The 18,995-nt window shown below is 35.1% G+C and carries 19 protein-coding genes; 8 read left to right on the top strand and 11 right to left on the bottom strand.

Translation table 11 applies throughout. The features are described 5' to 3' along the window. Window positions 1-7: 7 nt before the first annotated feature. The 5 genes from IP023_RS09115 (at window position 8) to IP023_RS09095 (ending at window position 7,510) form a co-directional block, all read left to right on the top strand. The gene (locus IP023_RS09115; protein ID WP_241789963.1) at window positions 8-3,184 is read left to right on the top strand and encodes a SusC/RagA family TonB-linked outer membrane protein; all 3,177 of its coding nucleotides are present in this window, start codon (window positions 8-10) and stop codon (window positions 3,182-3,184) included. A 12-nt stretch (window positions 3,185-3,196) separates the two neighbouring features. Then, on the top strand, window positions 3,197-4,762 hold the full coding sequence (locus tag IP023_RS09110) for a RagB/SusD family nutrient uptake outer membrane protein (protein ID WP_241789962.1): 1,566 nt from the start codon (window positions 3,197-3,199) through the stop codon (window positions 4,760-4,762). A 17-nt stretch (window positions 4,763-4,779) separates the two neighbouring features. Then, complete coding sequence (locus IP023_RS09105; protein ID WP_241789961.1) at window positions 4,780-5,496, top strand: hypothetical protein; 717 nt, start codon at window positions 4,780-4,782, stop codon at window positions 5,494-5,496. Window positions 5,497-5,504: 8 nt separating this feature from the next. Further along, window positions 5,505-6,563: a DUF5007 domain-containing protein gene (locus tag IP023_RS09100; RefSeq protein WP_241789960.1), complete on the top strand. Its 1,059-nt coding sequence runs from the start codon at window positions 5,505-5,507 to the stop codon at window positions 6,561-6,563. Between the two features lie 209 nt (window positions 6,564-6,772). Continuing rightward, the gene (locus IP023_RS09095) at window positions 6,773-7,510 is read left to right on the top strand and encodes a discoidin domain-containing protein (protein WP_241789959.1); all 738 of its coding nucleotides are present in this window, start codon (window positions 6,773-6,775) and stop codon (window positions 7,508-7,510) included. A 427-nt stretch (window positions 7,511-7,937) separates the two neighbouring features. On the opposite strand, the gene IP023_RS09090 is transcribed toward IP023_RS09095, so the two are convergent. The 3 genes from IP023_RS09090 to IP023_RS09080 all read right to left on the bottom strand — a co-directional run bounded on the left by IP023_RS09090 (window position 7,938) and on the right by IP023_RS09080 (window position 9,089). Continuing rightward, a complete protein-coding gene (locus IP023_RS09090) occupies window positions 7,938-8,180 on the bottom strand; it encodes a hypothetical protein (protein WP_241789958.1) in 243 nt (80 codons plus the stop codon). A gap of 88 nt (window positions 8,181-8,268) precedes the next feature. Next, the gene (locus IP023_RS09085) at window positions 8,269-8,580 is read right to left on the bottom strand and encodes a transposase (RefSeq protein ID WP_241789957.1); all 312 of its coding nucleotides are present in this window, start codon (window positions 8,578-8,580) and stop codon (window positions 8,269-8,271) included. Between the two features lie 122 nt (window positions 8,581-8,702). Further along, a complete protein-coding gene (locus IP023_RS09080; protein ID WP_241789956.1) occupies window positions 8,703-9,089 on the bottom strand; it encodes an SRPBCC domain-containing protein in 387 nt (128 codons plus the stop codon). 145 nt (window positions 9,090-9,234) lie between these two features. Here IP023_RS09080 and IP023_RS09075 point away from each other — a divergent pair, with 145 nt between their 5' ends. Further along, complete coding sequence (locus IP023_RS09075) at window positions 9,235-10,602, top strand: methyltransferase RsmF C-terminal domain-like protein (RefSeq protein WP_241789955.1); 1,368 nt, start codon at window positions 9,235-9,237, stop codon at window positions 10,600-10,602. Here the strand turns inward: IP023_RS09075 and coaBC are convergent. The 3 genes from coaBC to IP023_RS09060 are packed head-to-tail and all read right to left on the bottom strand — an operon-like array spanning window position 10,597 to window position 13,084. Further along, window positions 10,597-11,802 carry a bifunctional phosphopantothenoylcysteine decarboxylase/phosphopantothenate--cysteine ligase CoaBC gene (coaBC, locus tag IP023_RS09070; protein WP_241789954.1) on the bottom strand — a complete coding sequence of 402 codons (1,206 nt, stop codon included), beginning with the start codon at window positions 11,800-11,802 and terminating at the stop codon, window positions 10,597-10,599. The two genes, IP023_RS09075 and coaBC, sit on opposite strands and share 6 nt — an antisense overlap. A 12-nt stretch (window positions 11,803-11,814) precedes the next feature. Next, window positions 11,815-12,144 (bottom strand): DNA-directed RNA polymerase subunit omega, encoded by a 330-nt coding sequence (locus tag IP023_RS09065; RefSeq protein WP_241789953.1) that lies wholly within the window; start codon window positions 12,142-12,144, stop codon window positions 11,815-11,817. Between the two features lie 25 nt (window positions 12,145-12,169). Further along, on the bottom strand, window positions 12,170-13,084 hold the full coding sequence (locus IP023_RS09060) for an outer membrane protein assembly factor BamD (RefSeq protein WP_241789952.1): 915 nt from the start codon (window positions 13,082-13,084) through the stop codon (window positions 12,170-12,172). A gap of 214 nt (window positions 13,085-13,298) precedes the next feature. On the opposite strand from IP023_RS09060, the gene IP023_RS09055 reads away from it, so the two are divergent. Continuing rightward, complete coding sequence (locus tag IP023_RS09055; protein ID WP_241789951.1) at window positions 13,299-13,544, top strand: NifU family protein; 246 nt, start codon at window positions 13,299-13,301, stop codon at window positions 13,542-13,544. Between the two features lie 93 nt (window positions 13,545-13,637). Then, complete coding sequence (locus tag IP023_RS09050; RefSeq protein ID WP_241789950.1) at window positions 13,638-14,294, top strand: peptidase associated/transthyretin-like domain-containing protein; 657 nt, start codon at window positions 13,638-13,640, stop codon at window positions 14,292-14,294. Window positions 14,295-14,306: 12 nt separating this feature from the next. Here IP023_RS09050 and IP023_RS09045 read toward each other — a convergent pair whose 3' ends face one another. The 5 genes from IP023_RS09045 to IP023_RS09025 are packed head-to-tail and all read right to left on the bottom strand — an operon-like array spanning window position 14,307 to window position 18,945. Beyond that, window positions 14,307-15,557, bottom strand: a complete 1,251-nt coding sequence (locus IP023_RS09045; RefSeq protein ID WP_241789949.1) for an FtsX-like permease family protein — start codon at window positions 15,555-15,557, stop codon at window positions 14,307-14,309. After that, a complete protein-coding gene (locus tag IP023_RS09040; RefSeq protein WP_241789948.1) occupies window positions 15,554-16,195 on the bottom strand; it encodes an MBL fold metallo-hydrolase in 642 nt (213 codons plus the stop codon). Before IP023_RS09040 ends, IP023_RS09045 begins: the two co-directional genes overlap by 4 nt. A gap of 17 nt (window positions 16,196-16,212) precedes the next feature. Beyond that, window positions 16,213-16,788 carry a gliding motility lipoprotein GldD gene (gldD, locus tag IP023_RS09035; RefSeq protein ID WP_241789947.1) on the bottom strand — a complete coding sequence of 192 codons (576 nt, stop codon included), beginning with the start codon at window positions 16,786-16,788 and terminating at the stop codon, window positions 16,213-16,215. A gap of 1 nt (window position 16,789) precedes the next feature. Then, a complete protein-coding gene (locus IP023_RS09030) occupies window positions 16,790-17,539 on the bottom strand; it encodes a shikimate dehydrogenase family protein (RefSeq protein WP_241789946.1) in 750 nt (249 codons plus the stop codon). Further along, window positions 17,536-18,945, bottom strand: coding sequence for a tetratricopeptide repeat protein (locus tag IP023_RS09025; RefSeq protein WP_241790041.1), 1,410 nt, complete (start codon window positions 18,943-18,945; stop codon window positions 17,536-17,538). Before IP023_RS09025 ends, IP023_RS09030 begins: the two co-directional genes overlap by 4 nt. Between the last annotated feature and the right edge of the window lie 50 nt (window positions 18,946-18,995).

Here is an 18,995-nt window from a genome sequence, read left to right as displayed (position 1 = left end):
CTAATTTATGAACCCAAAATTCTACCTTAGTATACCTAAGGATTTTCTTTTTACTTTATTTTTTATTCTTTTTTTTAGTTTACCCGCCTTTACTCAGCATGTAGTTAAAGGTAAAGTTTCTGATAGTGATGGACCTCTAGCTGGAGTTTCTATCAGATCACAGAATAATAGTAAAGTCATTTCTTCAACAAATTCAGATGGCTCATTTAGTGTAACTGTTAATGATAATGATGTGTTGATTTTTAGTATAGTAGGATATCAACAAAAGCAAGTATCTGTTGATAAAAAGACTGTAATCAATGTTTTGATGGTTCCTTTAGAGAACGTATTAGATGAAACTATTGTTACGGGGTACACAACGATAAATAGAGCCAAGAATACTGGAGCTATAGCAAGTATATCGTCTAAAGATATTGAAAATCTTCCTGCAGCAAGTATTGATGTGTTGTTACAAGGCAAGCTTCCCGGCGTAAATGTACAAAATTTTACAGGTATGCCAGGGGTGAAGACATCATTGGTGATTCGTGGTAATTCGAATATCCCTAGATCAGGTAGTCAGTTTGATACAGAGAATTTGACTAGTAATCCCCTCTATGTAATTGATGGTGTTCCAATTTCTGATGATGAAATTAGAGCTTTCAATGTAACGGGGACAAATTTTTTGTCAAGCTTGAACCCTAATGATATAGAATCAGTGGATGTTCTGAAAGATGCATCTTCTGCAGCACAGTATGGCTCTAGAGCGAACAATGGTGTTATCATAATAAAAACGAAACGTGGTAAAGTAGGTAAGCCAAGAATAAGTATAAATACTTATCAAGGTTTTATTGTGAAGCCTGAGAAACTAAACACATTGGTCGGTAGAGCTGAACGTGATCAAAAACTTGGTTTACTTTACCGTTATGGTACGTATGCGCAGCAAGGTAATTTGCCCATCATGCTTACAGATAGTCTAAATCCTGCCTTCAATGGTAATACAGATTATCAAGATTTATTTTTCCGTAATGGACACCTTCAAAATTATGATTTATCAGTGGCAGGTGGAACAGAGCATATTAATTACCGTATCTCGGGAGGGTATTATGATGAGAAAGGGATTGTTAAAAATACAGGATTTAAACGTTATTCTTTTACGAGTAATGTAAACTTCAACTTTTCAAAATCATTAGAGTTGCTGACAAATTTCAAGGTGTCTACGATGGATCGTAAAGAAGGTAGGGGTACGACTGAGTTTTTGCGTGCAGGATCATATAGAAATGTATATGGCGTAAACCCTATAAACATGTACTCATCCTTGTACCAGCTTTCTGATGAAACTATAGATGGTATTTTGAATCCTTATGAACACCAACGAAACGATAACATCAATGTAGATTTGACTGGGGTTGGTGAATTGAGATATTCATTTTTGAATGACTTTAGGTTAAGCACGAGAAGTATTATTAATTATTCAACAGCTAAGAATGATTTTTTTTCCCCTTCTTATATGAACTCTGATAAGTTAGCAGCAGGTAAGTCTACTCATACGAAATATAGAAAATACTTGATGACTAATAATTTATTATGGACTAAATCCTTTAATGATGTTCATAATTTTACAGCTAATTTTGTTCAAGAGTATGAGACACGTACGAATACAGGTATGTATTTATTAGGCATAGGTATTCCTAATGATAATATTCAAGTAATTAAAGGTGTAGGTTCGGCAGGAATTGAGGGTTATACAGATTTATCTAGCTATGCTAAATTATCTTATTTGGGAGCTGTACATTATGACTATGATAGTCGTTATTTATTTGATGCTGTATGGAGAAAAGATGCCTCATCACGCTTTGGTAAAAATCATAAGTGGGGTAATTTTCCTTCAGTAGCTGCTGGTTGGATCATTTCAAATGAATCATTTACGGATGGGTTTGATTGGATGAACGAGTTGAAACTGAGAGCAAGCTGGGGACGTACAGGTGATGAGTCAAGTATTACAGATTTTGACCGTTATAACGCTTATATTCCAGGGGATGGTTCTTATGCAGGATCAGGAACCGTTAATTCATACGGTGGGCAGACTGCAATTATTCCTAATTATGCAGGTATTACAAATGATGATATTACTTGGCAACAAACTGAAACATGGAACCTAGGTGTTGATGGTAGCTTTTTCAGAAATAGATTATTTTTCAATATCGATGTGTATTCTCGTGAAACATCAGGTCAAATGTTAAGTATCACAATCCCTGAGTACACGGGTTATACTAGTACATTTACGAATGCTGCCTCTGTTAGAAATTCAGGCTTAGAGTTAAATATCGGTGGTCGTATTTTTGATCAAGAAAAAGCATTTCAGTGGACTCCTTCTATTAATATGGCATTCAATAAAAATATGGTTACTGAATTACCTAATGGGAATCGTGACATTTATTATGGTGATAGAGCTGTATATGTAGTGGGTAAACCGCTTAATATGTATTATGGTTTTTTAGTAGATGGTGCGATTAGCTCTTCAGAGGATATTATCGTCAACCCTTATACAGGTGCTGTTGGTAGTACAAAATGGGGTACTTTGAAACCAGGCTATGCAAATTGGGTCGATGTAAATGGAGATTATACTATTTCGGATGGAATAGGCGCTGATGACCGTACTTTCTTTGGTGACTCAAATCCTAAAGTAGTAGGTGGTTTTAACAATTTATTTACTTATAAAGATTTCTCTCTACAAGTATTAACGACTTTCACATTTGGTCGCGATATTATGAATCAATCTTTTGCTCAGCGTATGTCAAATAGTTTCTTCTATGGTAGTCCCTTTGATATGGCAAGAAGATCAATGGGTGATTTAGAGCAATATAATTATTGGAAGCAAGATGGTGATCAAGCAGATTATCCAGCATTCAATCCATACTTAGGTTTATATACTTGGAGAACGGGGCAATCTATGTTTATGGAACCAGGATGGTATGTGCGTATCAAAAATGTAAACTTGACTTATCGTTTTAATCCTGATAAACATAGCTGGATGCAAAGGGCAAAATTAAACTCATTAAGATTATATGCTACAATAGATAATGTTATGATGTTTCAGTCATTCTCGGGTATCGATGCGGAGCGTGTAGATGGTCAAGGTTATGATATGGCGGATGGTTATCCGTTGCCAAGAAAAATAACATTAGGTCTTCAATTCGATTTTTAAAAATAAGATAACATGAAAATAATAAATATATCGAAGTTAATTCTCTTTATAGCTTTATTATCAGGAACGACTTTATTTGTGTCTTGTGAAAAGCAATTAGATAACGTATTAAAAAATGACACTTATAGTGATGCATTCTGGAAAAATCAATCTGATGTAGAGTCTGCAATAAATGGTACATACGGTTTATTTCGTAGATCATTGAATAATAATCAAGCATTCTTTGTATGGGGAGATACACCAATAGGTAATTTTGTGACGAACGATGGTACGCTGCACTCAGATATTTTTACAAAAGGATGGTTAGTACCTTATTATAGAGAAGCGGGAACTATTAATTGGACAAATTGGTATCGTATAATTGATTTATCGAATCTAATTCTTGAGAAGACACCTAATATTCCTGATGCTAATTTTGCTGAAGGCCAAAAAGATAATTTAATTGGTCAAGCATATTTTATGCGTGGTTTAGCATATTTTTACCTTACTCGTGTATGGGGTGACGTCCCTTTGCAACTTAAAGCTACAGAAAGTGGTGATGATGTGGAGTTGAAAGGAGCTACATCTAGTACAGAAATTTTAGAAATCATAATTGCGGATGCACAAAAAGCATCAGCATTAATGACATGGGAGTCTGTAAATAAATCTGCTCGTAGAAAAGCAAATAAAGGAGCAGCATTAGCCTTACTTGCACATGTATCTGCATTTCAAAATGATTATGCAAAAACCTTAATATATACGGATTCAATTATCAATCAGGCCAGTACTTTTTCTTTATTAAACAAAGGAGAGGTTTCTGATGTATTTTCTAACAATGATGCTAGAGAGAATATTTTTGTAATTACACAAAAGGACTCCGAGAATGAGTCGGCTGCTCATACAGATAATATTTTCACCACATCCGTAAGTTTTAGCACCAGCAGTTCTATTAGCTTTCCTGGATTTCCGTTTACAGTACCGAACTATTACATTGATAAGTCACGTCTTGATAAATTATATAGTCAAACTGATGCTAGAAGAGATGATTTTTTCTTAAAATTTGATGACGGGCCAGTTGCTATTGATAATCAAGCTATTACTGATAGATTTCAATTAACGAAGTACACGAATTTCTTGTTCAAGAATGCTGCGAGTTTGGGCGATTTGCGTGCTGAAAGTAATATTGTCATTTTTAGACTAGCTGATATGATTTTGTTAAAATCAGAAGCTCTTTACCAACTGGATCGAATAAATGAATCTCGTGAAGCGTTGAATATTATTCGTGAAAGAGCAGGGCTAGATCCAATAGCTACAAATTTGAATAATAGAGCCTATTATACTGAAATTCTGAAAGAAAGACAGCGCGAATTAATTGGTGAGGGGCATAATTATTTTGATATTGTTCGTAATATTTGGAAGAAATCAAATATTCAAGAGTTTCAATTCAATCCATCTGACTTAATCTCTTGGAATCTCTCTTTGGGTGATGGTGGAGTAGATAGATTCGCTCAAAAGGGATACTATTTCCCAATCGAAAATGTAAATCTAAATTCAAATAGACTACTTTCTCAAACTCCATATTGGATGGGTAAATACTAACATTAATTTAAAAAGAAATGAAAAATATTATAAAATTTTGTTTTGCTACTTGTCTGTCTTTAGTGATTTTCTCGGCATGTACTAAGGATACGATTATTGATGGAGGTGTGAGCAATCCAAAGGTGAATATGACTACTTATGAATATTTAAAGTCGCACCCTCGTGGTTTGTTCGATACGTTAATTATGATTATTGATAAGGGACAGATGGTTGATTTAGTTAATACTCAAAAAACTTTTTTTGCACCTACAGATTACAGTATCAATGCTTATATCACACTTCGTCAAAGCTTAATTCGTAAAGTTGATGAGCGTAAAAATTATACATTAGATTCTTTATTCAAGGAATTTACACCTCAAATGTTGAGAGACTCTATGTCAGTTTATTTATTTCGTGAAGAAATTAAGAGAGAAAATTTAGATGCAACAGGTAAGACATTTAGTAGTGCATTAGCTGGATATAGTTTTTTAATTACATTAGAAGAACATGCTAATGATGATTATAACGCTGGTGGTTTAATTCCTGAGCGACCTAAATTTATGTATTACAATAGGGTTATTGGTGAACGTGATGTGTTGTCAGCAGGACAATTAAAAGACCCTACAGGAACAGCAAATCTTTTGGATGTAAAGGCTCAATGTCAGACTACGGGTATTCTTACGAATACTGGAGTGTTGCATGTGATTAATAATAGTCATACATGGGTTAGATCATTGAAATTAAATATTAATTAATACATCGGATGAAAAATATATTAATAAAAACATTTAGTATTTTGTTTGTTGGCGCCTTGACTTTAGCAGGCTGTAGCAAGGTTGATGTTGGCTATTTGAGTGATAATATCCGTTATGGATCAAATCCAATTACAGTAGAAAAGGGAGTTTTTAAGATTGTTACGGGTGTTATTCCTGACAATTCAACGCCACCTTTTAAGATTAGTATTTTGGATGTTCGTAATAAAGAAACGGGGTTGCGTGAGGAAGCTTTTTTCCAAGAATCAGAAATTACTGTTTGGAAAGAAAGATACGACCCTAGGACTGATACTACTTTAGCCCTTATAGATGCCAAGCGTGAAAAACAAAAATCTTTGCCTTTTCAAATCATCGAAAAAAGCGGTCAATTGATGTTTACACAAGCATCTGAAAATATTCCGACTGGTGATTATTTATTAGATATTGTAGTAGAGAATTCTAGAGGAAAGAAAGAATACAAAGGTATTACAACATTACAAATAAAAGATCCTTTACATTTCGAACATGTAAATGCTCCATATTATACATTAGTAAAGCCAGAAGATGGCTCTAATGTAAGATATGCCCACGATGTAGATTGGTTTGATATTAATAATCAGGAAAGTGGAACTGCTCGATTTAAAATAACAAGGGATGCAAGTGGCCCTAATCAGGTAATATTGAAAGTGTATGATAAACACGGAAATGTATTCCCCGGTAAAGCTTTACAACGCAGGCCTGATGGCAATGGTTTCTTAAATACGATGTCGACATTTGCATATAAAACCACGGTTACAGACGATGCTGTAATTCACGATTATGCGCAAGCACGCTTCCCAGATGTATATTGGGATTCTCAAGTAAATAATATTTTGTGTTATTATAGAATTTATGATGAATATATTGAATCAGCAGATTATGTAGATGTATGGAACCCACCGTATGAGGTTTCTTATAAAACTGATCCACGACCGTATATATTGCAATTACGTTTTGGTTTGAAATTTAATCTTCCGGGCACTTATTTAGTAGAAATGCACCTAAGAGCAACGAAGAAGCCAGGATCTTAACTTAGGGCATTATCATAAATAAACGGTATAAAAAAGTTTTTTAATAAAGGAACCCCATCATTAATAAATGGTGGGGTTCCTCCGTTTTTGTCCCTGAAATTTAGTATTTTAAAGAATACAAAAAAACGATTATACTGTGACTAAAATTCTAATGGGCTATTGGGCTTAATAATTTACCCTCTCAAAAATATACCTATAAGGTAAAACCTTTGCCTTATGCTGCTACGACGGTATCGGAGAATATAATCTTCGATTGGGCCTTAAATACGGGATACCTACGTGTCAATAATACAACCCGTGCGGTGACGACACTATATTATAAAATTGATAATGCAGCCTCGTATACCGAATTAGTTGTCCCTAATCCGACCATGGAACTCGATGTTGAGATACAGGGCTTGTCACGTGGCGCACATACATTATCGTATTACGTGACAGATGCTATCGGTGGTCAAAGCAAAGTGTTTACCAAGGACTTTATATCGTTTGATATTGTGAAGATCCCGAATACGGAATTGTCCGCTGAAGTGTCTTCTATTGAGCTTGGTGAAGGTGCAGGTAATGGTGTTGCTGCTTCATTGATCGATGGCAATATCAATTCTTATTGGCATACAGCATGGAGCTTGGCTACAAATCCTGCTTACCCGCATTGGATTATATTGGACTTAGGTAAGGTGCGCGCCTTCTCTGGATTCGAGATGATCCGTAGACACAACAATACGACAGGTGGATTCAAGACGTTTACGGTGGAGCATTCTACAGATAATGTGAATTGGACTATTCTTAAAAAGGATTTGAATTTTAACTCAGCAGATTCGCCTGCAGCTTTCCAACGCTATAATTTTGATACTACGAATACACGATATATTAGAATAAATATAACAGCACCGATGGGATCTGTACCGAGTACACATCTTGCCGAAATCAATGTTTTTGAAATTTTATAATACTTAGATTTTAATTATTAATACTAGACAAAGCAGGTGACCCAAAAGGTCACCTGCTTTGTCTAGTATATTTTTTCCGAATATTTTTAATTATGATGTAGCATTGCATTTGTTGCTTTTCTTTTGCCCGAAAAAAGCTCCCACTTTTATCTAGGTAAATAATCTTCTTCTAACTTTTTTATTTTCTTCTGCTTATACTTACTCTTTTCTTTTAAATATATCTCCACCCAATGGTACTAATTCCATCCTTCATTTAGGGCACAAAATCGCTGACATTGAAAGATAAACTCTTTCCGTCATTAAGACCCAGCATTGCTGCTTTCTTGAACTGTTCAAAGTCGAATGGCATCTTTTCTTTCATGACCATATCGTATGAATAATTAAATATAGATAATCTTATCAAATTATTCTGCTGACACAGTTTATGTTACAGCCGTGTATTTATTTGCTCTATTTTTTTTCTCAGCTCCGTAATATCTATAGCCTTAGGAACTTCTTCTGGACCTAGTTCGGACTTATCATGTTTGATTTGTGCATCTATATCAGCAAGTACGGAAGCGATGTTAGCTTCTAGTTTAGCCTTATCCTTTTCGTTAGATTTTTTCCAGACAAAGGTACAGCGCCCAGCAGCAGGCTCAATCTTGCTGGCACCAATATACTGAACCTCCAAACTGAGATAGTTCAATTCATGGAGTAAGCGAACAATATCTGCAAAAAGTCCTTGAATAATACCCTTAAGACGTTTGCCACGAAAGTAATTAATGGTACGGTACGATGCTGCTGTGGCCTGATAACCACATGAAGTGTATATTTTCTGTAAGCTCTTTTTCTATCTTACGACAAGAATAAATATTCTTTAGATAGGCATAGAACAATACTTTGATAAGCATTCTAGTATGATAACGTGTAGTTGCTCCTCCTTTATATAGTTTTATTATTGGCTCTAAATCAAGATTATCAACAACCTGATTAATCAAACGAACAGGATGGTATGCAGGTATTTTAGCAGAAATATCTTCAGGAAATAGACTCGGTCTATTGGATGGTAAAGCTTTAAATTGCATTTTCATGACTTGTTTTGAGGCTTCCTATATTATAAAATTTTAATTTCAAAACATAAAACCCCGACATTTTGTAATGTCGGGGTTCTGTTTTTTTTAAAAAAGCTTTTTAGACAGCCTTTTTGTTCTGTTTACTCTTCGTCCTCATAGAAGTCTATCAAGCTAGCTACATACTCGTCTTCCCATCCGGATACGATTTCTTCATATGCTTCATCGGGGATATTAATGTGGTTGACTTCAAAAGAAGTACCTTTTTTATGCTCATGTAGTTTGATGGTAACAATAGACTGTTGATCTTGTTCTCCAAAGTACCACTCTTGGACAATTTTTTCAAAAGGAACCATCTCTATAAAACGTCCTGTAATAGCGCCATCCCAAAGGGAAAATTCTCCTCCTTCTTGGGGATCTATTTCGACAAGATCTCCAGTCCATAGGCGGATAGTGACTTCCGTAGTCAATGCTCTATAGATCTCCTCGGGTGTAGCTGGAATGATAAAATATTTCTTAAAAACTTTCATATGTGCATGTGTTGATCATATTGACAGCCAAAGCTGAGCAATAAGTATAGCCAAATTTATTGACTTTGTATTATATCGACAAAGCTATTTATTTGTTTTTGTATTTTTAGCTTTTACTTTTGAATATGAGTTTTTACTTTTGATTATGAGTAACAAACTCCCAAATGATTTAATAAATCATCTTAAAGATGATCCTCACTTTAATTATCAGGCTTTCATTGCTGTACATGACGAAGAGGAAAAAACGTCTTCTATACGTCTCAACAATCGTAAAAAAATAGCTATAGATGCATTTGTTATCGACAAAGCTATTCCTTGGTGCAATGAAGGGTATTATTTGAAACAAAGACCAATTTTTACATTAGATCCTTTATTCCATGCGGGCTGTTACTATTCCCAAGAAGCAAGTTCTATGTTTTTGGATCATGCCATTCGTCAGCTTCAGCTTGATAGGCATCCGCTAAAGGCTTTAGACTTATGTGCTGCTCCTGGTGGAAAATCTACATTGATAAATTCTGCTCTGCATGAAGATAGCCTTGTTGTTGCCAACGAAATTATTAAAACTAGGGTCACTGTGCTTCAAGACAATCTGATGAAGTGGGGGCACCCCAATACGGTTGTAACAAACAATGATCCTTCTTCTTTTGAGCGTTTGCCTGGTTATTTTGATTTTCTAGTCATTGATGCTCCTTGTTCTGGCTCAGGGATGTTTCACAAAGATCATGATGCTATCGACGAATGGTCTTTAGCAAATGTTAAATTATGTAGTGAACGTCAGCAACGGATTTTGGCAGCAGCATTACCTTCTTTAAAGACTGACGGCTATTTGTTCTATTCGACATGTTCTTACTCCAGAGCAGAAAATGAAGAAATGGTAGATTGGATTATTGATCAATTTGGCTTTGAAACGGTAAATATACCTGTTGATGAGCGATGGGGGATAGATGTTTCCGAATCCATGAAGCATAAGGCTACTGGATATCGTTTTTATCCGCATCGCGTAGCTGGTGAAGGTTTTTTCTGTGCTGTTCTTAAAAAGAAAGCAGAGCAAGCTACTTTTTCGATGAAAAGAGTGAAATTTGAAAAAAGTACTGCTCCTCAGCAGATAGCTAAGCAATGGATTGATGATCAGGGATTGTATACATTTGCACATAATGATAATCTTCATGTCTTTCCCAAAGCCTATGAACAAGATTTAACAGCTCTACAGAATGTATTGTACCTCAAAAATGCAGGTACACAGTTAGGAAAGCTTGCCGGCAAGGATCTGATCCCTAGTCATGACCTAGCATTGAGCACTTTGATAAGGGCTGATATTCAAGGTATAGATTTGGATCTTGAAGGAGCATTAAATTTTTTACGTAAAGAAACAATCAATGCAGATTTAAATACAGATAACCTAAAGGGATGGGTATTGATGCGCTATAAGAATATCAATTTGGGATGGATTAAAGCTATGCCAAATCGCATAAATAACTATTATCCGAAAGAACTTAGGATCGTAAATCTATAAAGACTTTTGATGTTCGATGATGAGGTTGCTGATATCTAAGGCGACTTCATCTTTTGTTTTTAGCGCATAATTAATGGTTTTGCCATCGCGCGAAAGTATCGTTACTTTGTTGGTGTCTGTTCCAAATCCTGCACCTTTATCTTGCATCGAATTTAAGACGATAAAATCTGCATTTTTTCTCTTCAGCTTGTCCTGCGCATGTTCCAACTCATTATTGGTTTCTAAAGCAAATCCTACAAGTGTTTGTTTGGAGGTCTTCTGTTGCCCCAAAGTGCCTAAGATATCTACTGTTTTCTTTAATGCTATTGAAAAATCTTCTGCTTTCTTTTTTATTTTTTGATCAGCAGGATTTTGTACGGTATAGTCTGCTACTGCTGCACTCATCACAATTATATCACTTATAGCAAATTCCTGCGCACATGCATCATACATCTGTTGTGCAGATTGTATACGAATAGTGCGAATTGAGCTATTGGCCTGTAATGATGTAGGGCCACTTACCAGTGTCACTTCCGCTCCGAGGCGCAGCAGTTGATTGGCTATCGCATAACCCATCTTACCTGAAGAGTGATTGCCAATAAAACGTACGGGATCTATTGCCTCGTAGGTAGGTCCTGCGGTAATCAAGGCTTTCTTGCCTTGCAAAGGAAGGTTACTTGCTAAGTCAGTTTGGAGGTAGCTGATGATATCTTCGGGCTCCGCCAATCTACCTTCACCATTCAGTCCACTCGCAAGCTCGCCTTTACCTGGAGGGATAATCTTATTGCCATAGGATTCCAGAAGTGCTATATTACGCGTTGTAGATGGGTGTATCCACATATCCAAATCCATAGCTGGTGCTACATAAACGGGGCATTTTGCTGATAGATATACCGCAGACAATAAATTGTCACATAGACCATTAGCGAATTTGCCAAGGGTATTGGCTGACAATGGTGCTACAAGCATCAGGTCTGCGTGTAGACCCAAATGAACATGGTTGTTCCATTCTCCTGTTTTTGGATCATAATAATCTACTAAAACAGGGTTCTTGGATAATGTAGAAAGTGTAAGTGGGGTAATAAACTGCGTAGCTTCACGCGTCATTATAACTTGTACAGAAGCGCCTTCTTTAATTAATAATCGAATTAAAGAAGCTATTTTGTATGCGGCAATACTACCGCATACACCTAGCACAATATTTTTGTCTTTTAAAGACATGCTGTATATAGCTTATTCTTGTTCTTTAGAAGGGTTTCTAAAGTAAACTTTGTCGTTCAAAAATTCGTCTATAGCAATTAATGTTGCTTTTGGAAGACGTTCGTAGTGTTTTGAAATCTCGATTTGTTCACGGTTTTCAAACACTTCTTCTAAATTATCATTGCTACTCGCAAATTCTGCTAATTTAGAATTTAATTCTTCTTTGATCTCTACACCAATTTGGTTTGCACGTTTACTGATAATAACGATGGATTCATAAAGATTATCTGTTGCTACGTCCAATTCTCTTAAATCTCTTGTTACTGTAGAGGTTGGGACAGCATTGCTTTTTGCGTGACTCATATTTATTTAAATTAATGTAAATATTCTAATTTTTACCTTCTTCTATTTTAGCCTCAGCTGGGCTGATACCTAATTCTTTATTGCGTTCTTCTATTTGCTTGTTCATTTCGTTCATACGACGAATAGCAAATAAAATCTTTTTGTCTGCATCTGCCTTCAGGTTGTTTAGTTCCGATAGGTACTTACTCTCTGGGAAATGATTTACAAAGATATCATAAAAATCAATAGCATCATTAAAACGTGATTCTTGTTTATAGGGTGAGCTATGATTTGCGTATTCATATTGAGCTTTGACCATTAAATACTCAATATCTTCTGCATATTTAGTATCTGGATATTGCTTCAATACATTGTCAAAAGCAATTACGGCAGCACGGTAATCATCTGGTGATCCCATGTTGTAGTATAATTTAGCATTATCAAATGCTTTTTTCTCTAATTTGTCACGTAAGTCTTGAATTAATACAGCGGCTTCTTTTGCTTTCTCTGATTCCGGATAATAGTTGACAAAAATTTGTAACTCATCTATTGCCTTACGTGTGTTTTCTTGATCTAATGATGATCGTGGAGACTCTATATAATAGCAATAGGCTGCCATGAATCTACATTCCTCAGCACGTGGACTACTTGGATAGGTACTCGCAAAGTTCTTAAAATGAAAACGTGCCGATGTATAATCGCGCATTTTATAGTTTGCATTAGCAATCAAATAGAAAAGATCTTCTGCTTGTGCTTGACCTCTGTATTTACTCGATAGGTCATCAAATAGCACAAGTGCTTTAGAATACTTTCCTTTTTCATAAAGTTTAACCGCTTCTTGATATTTCATAGCGATATTGTTACTATTTCTCAATTTCTCAAACTTGCTCTTACAGCCAGTGAAAAATAAAGTGAAAAGTAGCAGGATGAATGTTGAGCTAATACGTCTATTTAAAAACATTTTACAAAGATACATCAATTAAAAATAATATTCAATTAAAATTTGATACGCAATTTACTTGAATTTAATGGATTAATATTACGGGTACTAACGGTTTAACAAACTTTAACCATATATGTCATTCGTGTCATCGGAGTGCTATAAAATTTCGATTGATAATCGAACTACGCTAAAAAAACGCTATATTTACACTTATTTAATATTTAATAAACAGATGACTTTACTAGAAAAAGTTGAACAAGCGTTGGACACAATGCGTCCTTACCTAGAGAAAGATGGTGGAAATGTGCGTGTTGAAGAAATAACAGCCGATAATGTGGTACGTCTAAAGCTGTTAGGTGCTTGTGCTAGTTGTTCAATGAGCATTATGACATTTAAGGCAGGACTAGAGCAGGCTATCAAAAAAGCAGTACCAGAAATTGTCGCTGTAGAAGCTGTTAATTTAACCGTTGTAGAGTAATCTGGACTACCCTGTAAATCATAACATCATTGTTAGCTGTTTATTAACAGTATTTAACAAGGCTATTTCAATCATTTCTTTATTTTTGTTAATATGCCAAGATTCCTAATACATATCTCTGTTTTTTTATTAGCACTTTTTGTGGGTGGGTATAATTCATTGTATGCCCAGCAACGGAATATTGTACAGTTTAGTGGAATTATTACTTCCCCGGGGTCAGAATTACCTGTGGCATATGCTTCCATAAAAAATATATCTTTCAAGGATCAGGTATTTATGTCTAATAACGATGGTTATTTCTCTTTTGTGGCACATGTTGGAGATACCATTAAATTCTCTAGCGTAGGTTATGATCCCGTGACATTTGTAATTCCTAATGTACCCGATGATAAATATACAGCACATATTAGTATGCGTAGTTTAGTGATTGAACTGCCTGCGGTGACTCCATTTCCATGGGCTAGTTATGAAGATTATTTGTCTGAATTTATGGCTATGTCGTCAGGCATTGACCCTGTCGCTAATGCCCGAAAAAATCTTAGCCCGCAAGCGATGGCTGCAATGGCAAGGGTTGTGCCTAGAAGTGCTGAAGAGATTCAAAGCTTTAATTCTAAGCAGCGTCATAATATCATGAACAATAAGAATATTAATCAACGCTATAATAACCCTTTACTTAATCCATTTGCTTGGGCAGAATTCATCAATCAAATAAAACGTGGTGATTATAGCCGAGAGAAATTAAAGTATTAATAATTGTTATTTTTATTCAGCACTTTTAAGATCTGTTATTTTACCTATCCCTTTTACACTTAGTTTGGATGAAAAATAAGCAACTAGTGATGATAGTATAAATACGGTCCCAAATACTAAAATAAAGTCTAATAGACGAATGTCAACGGGGTATATATCTATTAACGAGCCAGCTCCTTCACCTGTTCGTATAAAGCCAAATTGCTCTTGGAGTTTGCAAAATATATAACCAATCACAATACCAACTATACTACCTAACAAAGCAATCATAAGCCCTTCTATAAAGAAGATACGCTCGATAGTGCTGCGTTCGGCACCTAGATGTTGTAACACCTTCATGTCATCTTTTTTATCTATCACGAGCATCGTTAATGATCCAATAATATTGAATATTGCGATTATCCCTATGAAGGTTAGGATGAAAAACACAATCCATTTTTCAGATTTTATAGTTTTATAGAGTGTTGGATTTTGTTGCTCTCTATTTTTAACTTTAAATTGATCTTTTAGCTCTTTTTCTAAATTATTCTGAATATCAGTGGTCGATTTTTTGTCCTTCAAGTATATTTCAATAGCAGATATTTTCTGATCTTCACCTAATATCTCACGTGCAAATTCCATTGGAACTAGTACCAGATTGTCAAATTCTGGTTGATACGTTAATATTCCATTGACGCCTATATTTCGAATGTTGAAATCATCTAATGGATTAATGTTATTTAAAGAAATACCCTTACGTGGGAAATATAACTCTATTGTATTGAAAAAATTGCTGATCGGAATTTGTAGATTTGCTTGTATTTGCGCCCCTATTAAGGCACGAGGGACACTATCTTCCATGATAGAGAATATACCATTTTGGAGGATGTCATCTTCATTTAGCTTAGTAAAACTTTCTTCTTCAATTCCCTTTAATTGACCTACAAATTGCTTGTTGTCATATTGTAAAAGAATTTTATCCTCTAATGATTCTGAATAATTCTTTACCTCCGGGTTATTTTTTAGATTTTCAAATACTATTGTTTTGGCATCAAATGTCTTCCCTTCTGTAGGCTCAATGCGTAGGTCTGGTGTAAAATTACTATACATAGATAGTATAAATTGTTCCATACCATTATAAAATGATAGTACAATAACCAAGGCCGCAGAACTAACTAGTACGCCAATAAAGCTTATAAACGATATGATGTTGATGGCATTTACCGATTTCTTAGAAAAAAGATATCTATAAGCAAATAGAAATGGAATTCTTAGCCCTTTCATGCACGTATGAATTGGTTATACTTCTTTTCATAACCTATAGTTGTAGTGCTTCCGTGACCTGGATATACAACAGTAGTATCGGGTAAAGTATATATCTTTGTTTTGATATTATCCAGCAATAATTGGTGATTACCTCCTGGTAGGTCTGTGCGACCTATACTATTAAGGAATAATACATCCCCACCAATCAATAGCTGATCTGCTTCACTATAGTAACAAAGGTGTGCAGGAGAGTGCCCTGGTGCATATATTGCTATAAGCTTATCGTTTCCAAATTTGATAGTATCTCCTTCTTCAATAAATGTATCCGGTATAGGGGAGGTTTCATAACGAATTCCCATCTGTGGAGCATAATTTTCTACTGCAACCAATACGGGGATTTCTCCTTCATGAAAATTAGGCTTTAAGCCCCATTGTTCAAATACAAATCTGTTACCCAATACATGATCTATATGGCAATGTGTATTCAGCAGTAATACGGGTGTGAGGTGATTTTGTGCTATGAAGTTCTTTAATACCTCCTCCTCATTGTGGTTATGCATACCGGGATCTATAATGATACAATCTTTGTTATCATTAATGAGTAGATAAGTATTTTCCTGATAAGGATTAAAAGTGAATGTCTGAACAGTAATCATAATTCAAATGTAATGAATTATTTCCACCTAATTGTGCTTATAAGGTGTTCTATGTCTGTTTTTAAAAAATCTAATACGGGTTGTATGCTGTCTAGATTTGGCTTTTCATTAAAATACAAGGCGCCTCTTAGGTAATGATTTGTGCTATCTGAAACATAAAATTGATAGTTGGAAGCCGTATTTCCTTGTATATAGTATTCTAACCCATATATATTATTTGGGGTATTAATGATTTTTTTTTGGTCGATTGATGTTGCTTTTGTTGTATGCTTAAACGCAAATGTTCGTGCATCTTCTATAAGCTTATTAAATGTTGACTTTTCATCAATATCAAAGTAACTCAAGTGCAATGTCGCATTAAATTGTGGGAACGCTAAGTTTTTCCAGCATTTTCCAGCATTTTTTGTGTCGTCTGTTTTTAAGGTAGTATAGATTGGTATTTCAAATGTAAAAGGACAGCCTTCTTCCATCTTGATATACTCCTTGTCGGGAAATTCAATGCGGTGGAAGCCACGTGGTTTGGGGCTAAAGTCTTGATTTGCACAAGAGCTATATAATATGACTAGGAAGAAAAGCCAAATTAGTTGCTGCATTTTAGAAATTATTACTCCAAATAGCCCAATTTTTTTCAGCCTGCAAGAGTAGCATGTCATAGCCATTCTTTATGGTTGCACCTTTTTCTTTGCCCTTTGAAAGAAATAATGTCTCCGCCGGATTATATATTAAATCGTATAATAGATGGTCCTTAGTGATCTCTTCGTATGGAATAGTAGGACATTGGTCGATATTAGGAAATGTTCCTACTGGCGAACAATTGATTATTATTTGATGCGCTGCGAGTGTTGTAGCATCTAATTCCTCATAGGTAAGGTCTCCATTATCTTTTGTTCTACTGACGATTAAATAGGAAATACCAAGCTTAGTGAGTGCATATAGTACCGCTTTAGCAGCCCCTCCATTGCCTAATACTAAGGCTTTCTTATGACAACTTTTTAAGAGTGGCTTCAGGGATTCCTCAAAGCCAAATGCATCAGTATTGTATCCTTTTAGTATAGGTTGTCCTCCCTTGTTGTCTATTGTGATGCAATTTACTGCGCCAATAGCTTCTGCCTCTGGAGATAATTCATTTAACAAGGGCATTACTGCCATTTTGTGTGGAATCGTCACATTAAATCCTCTGAATTCCACGTCTGTATCATATAATTTTTTAAATGAATCTATAGATTCTAATGCATATAATTCATAATCAATCCCCGTTATATCCTCGCGCTCAAATTTATTCAGGTAATAGCTTTTTGAAAAGGAATGACCTAATGGAAAACCGATTAAACCTAGCTTTATCATGATTCTTCAGTATATTTTTTTATAATATCTATTATTAAATGATTTCCTTGTAACTGTGGTAGATAATCAAATAGTATATGATGTTTCTCTGGGCCAAAAGCAAGAGCCAATTCTAAGAAATTTAATGCTTCATTATATTGGCCATTAGCAAATAAATAAGCAACTAGACGATAGAATAATTCTGCACTTTGAGGATTTGCTTGTATAGCATCGGTCATCACCTGTATAGCTTCGTCTAATTTCTTCCTTTCGTAGTATATACTTGAATAATCTAGCCATGCTTCTATATCCGTAGGATTGAGGTTTACGACTTTATCATAAGCGAATTCCGACTCTTCTATTTGCCCCAATTTATACCTAGCATCTGCTATTGCGAACCAATAATCGGGGTTCGAATCATCGATATCTAATGCTTTTTTATAAAAATGTAATGATTCGAAGTAACGGTCTTCGAAGTCTAATGTAACGCCAATACCAAACCATGCATCAGCTAAATCAGCGTCTAATTTAACAGCTTTTTTGTAATGCTCTCTAGCTGTTTCCATTTGTTCTAATTTTTCATAGCATTCACCCATAGCGCAATATGTATCTGCATTAGGTGGTTCGTATTCGAAGGTTTGTTTGTAAACTTCTATAGCTTCAGCATATTTATCTAAGTTTACCAGCGAATTACCTTTATTAAAGTATGCTGACGAGAAATTTTCTTTTATCAGTATTGCGTAGTCATAGGCATCTATGGCAGGTTCGAACTGTGATAATTTATGATAGGCATTGCCTAAATTATACCAAGCGGAATACGAATATGGGTCCTTGTCAATAAAAGCGGTGTAAAATGAAATGCTCTCTTCTTGCTTATTTAGTACATCATAGCAAAAAGCAAGCTCATATAATGCATCTTGATTATCTTGATTTAAATGAAGTGTTTTCTTTAAGTAGTATAAACCTCGTTCGTAATTCCCTTGCAGTTGGAACAATCCTGCTAATTGATAATATATATCTTCTTTATTGTCGCTATTTTCTAATGCCTTGTAAAAACACTCCTCTGCTTCGGAAAAAAGACCCATATTAGCGTATATACTTCCTCTAATAAGATTGATATCACCATCTGAAGGCTGTAATATTTCGGCTTGTGACAAAGCGTCTAATGCGGCTTCTGATTCAAGCAAGGTTGCTAGAATTTGAGCTTTTTTTAATAAGAATGATGTTTCAAATGGGTGTTGATTCATGGCAAAGCTTATCACTTGCAATGCTTTTATGGGGTCATTTTTTTCTGTATAGAAGTCTATAATCCCCTCAAACGCTATAGAATCAAAAAAGTATTGGTCTTCGTTACGAATCATTTCTTCATAACGATTTACCGATGCCTTTTGTTCTTCGGGACTACCGAAATCAAATTCCTCTTCCATTACTTCTCTATTTTCGGAAAAATACACTTTTTACAAAGAAAAAGAAGTAT

It is taken from the genome of Sphingobacterium rhinopitheci, assembly GCF_022627575.1.
GTDB classification, from domain to species: Bacteria; Bacteroidota; Bacteroidia; order Sphingobacteriales; family Sphingobacteriaceae; genus Sphingobacterium; species Sphingobacterium rhinopitheci.
The sequence above is the reverse complement of the archived record's forward strand: the minus strand, read 5'-3'. Positions and strand labels throughout refer to the sequence as shown.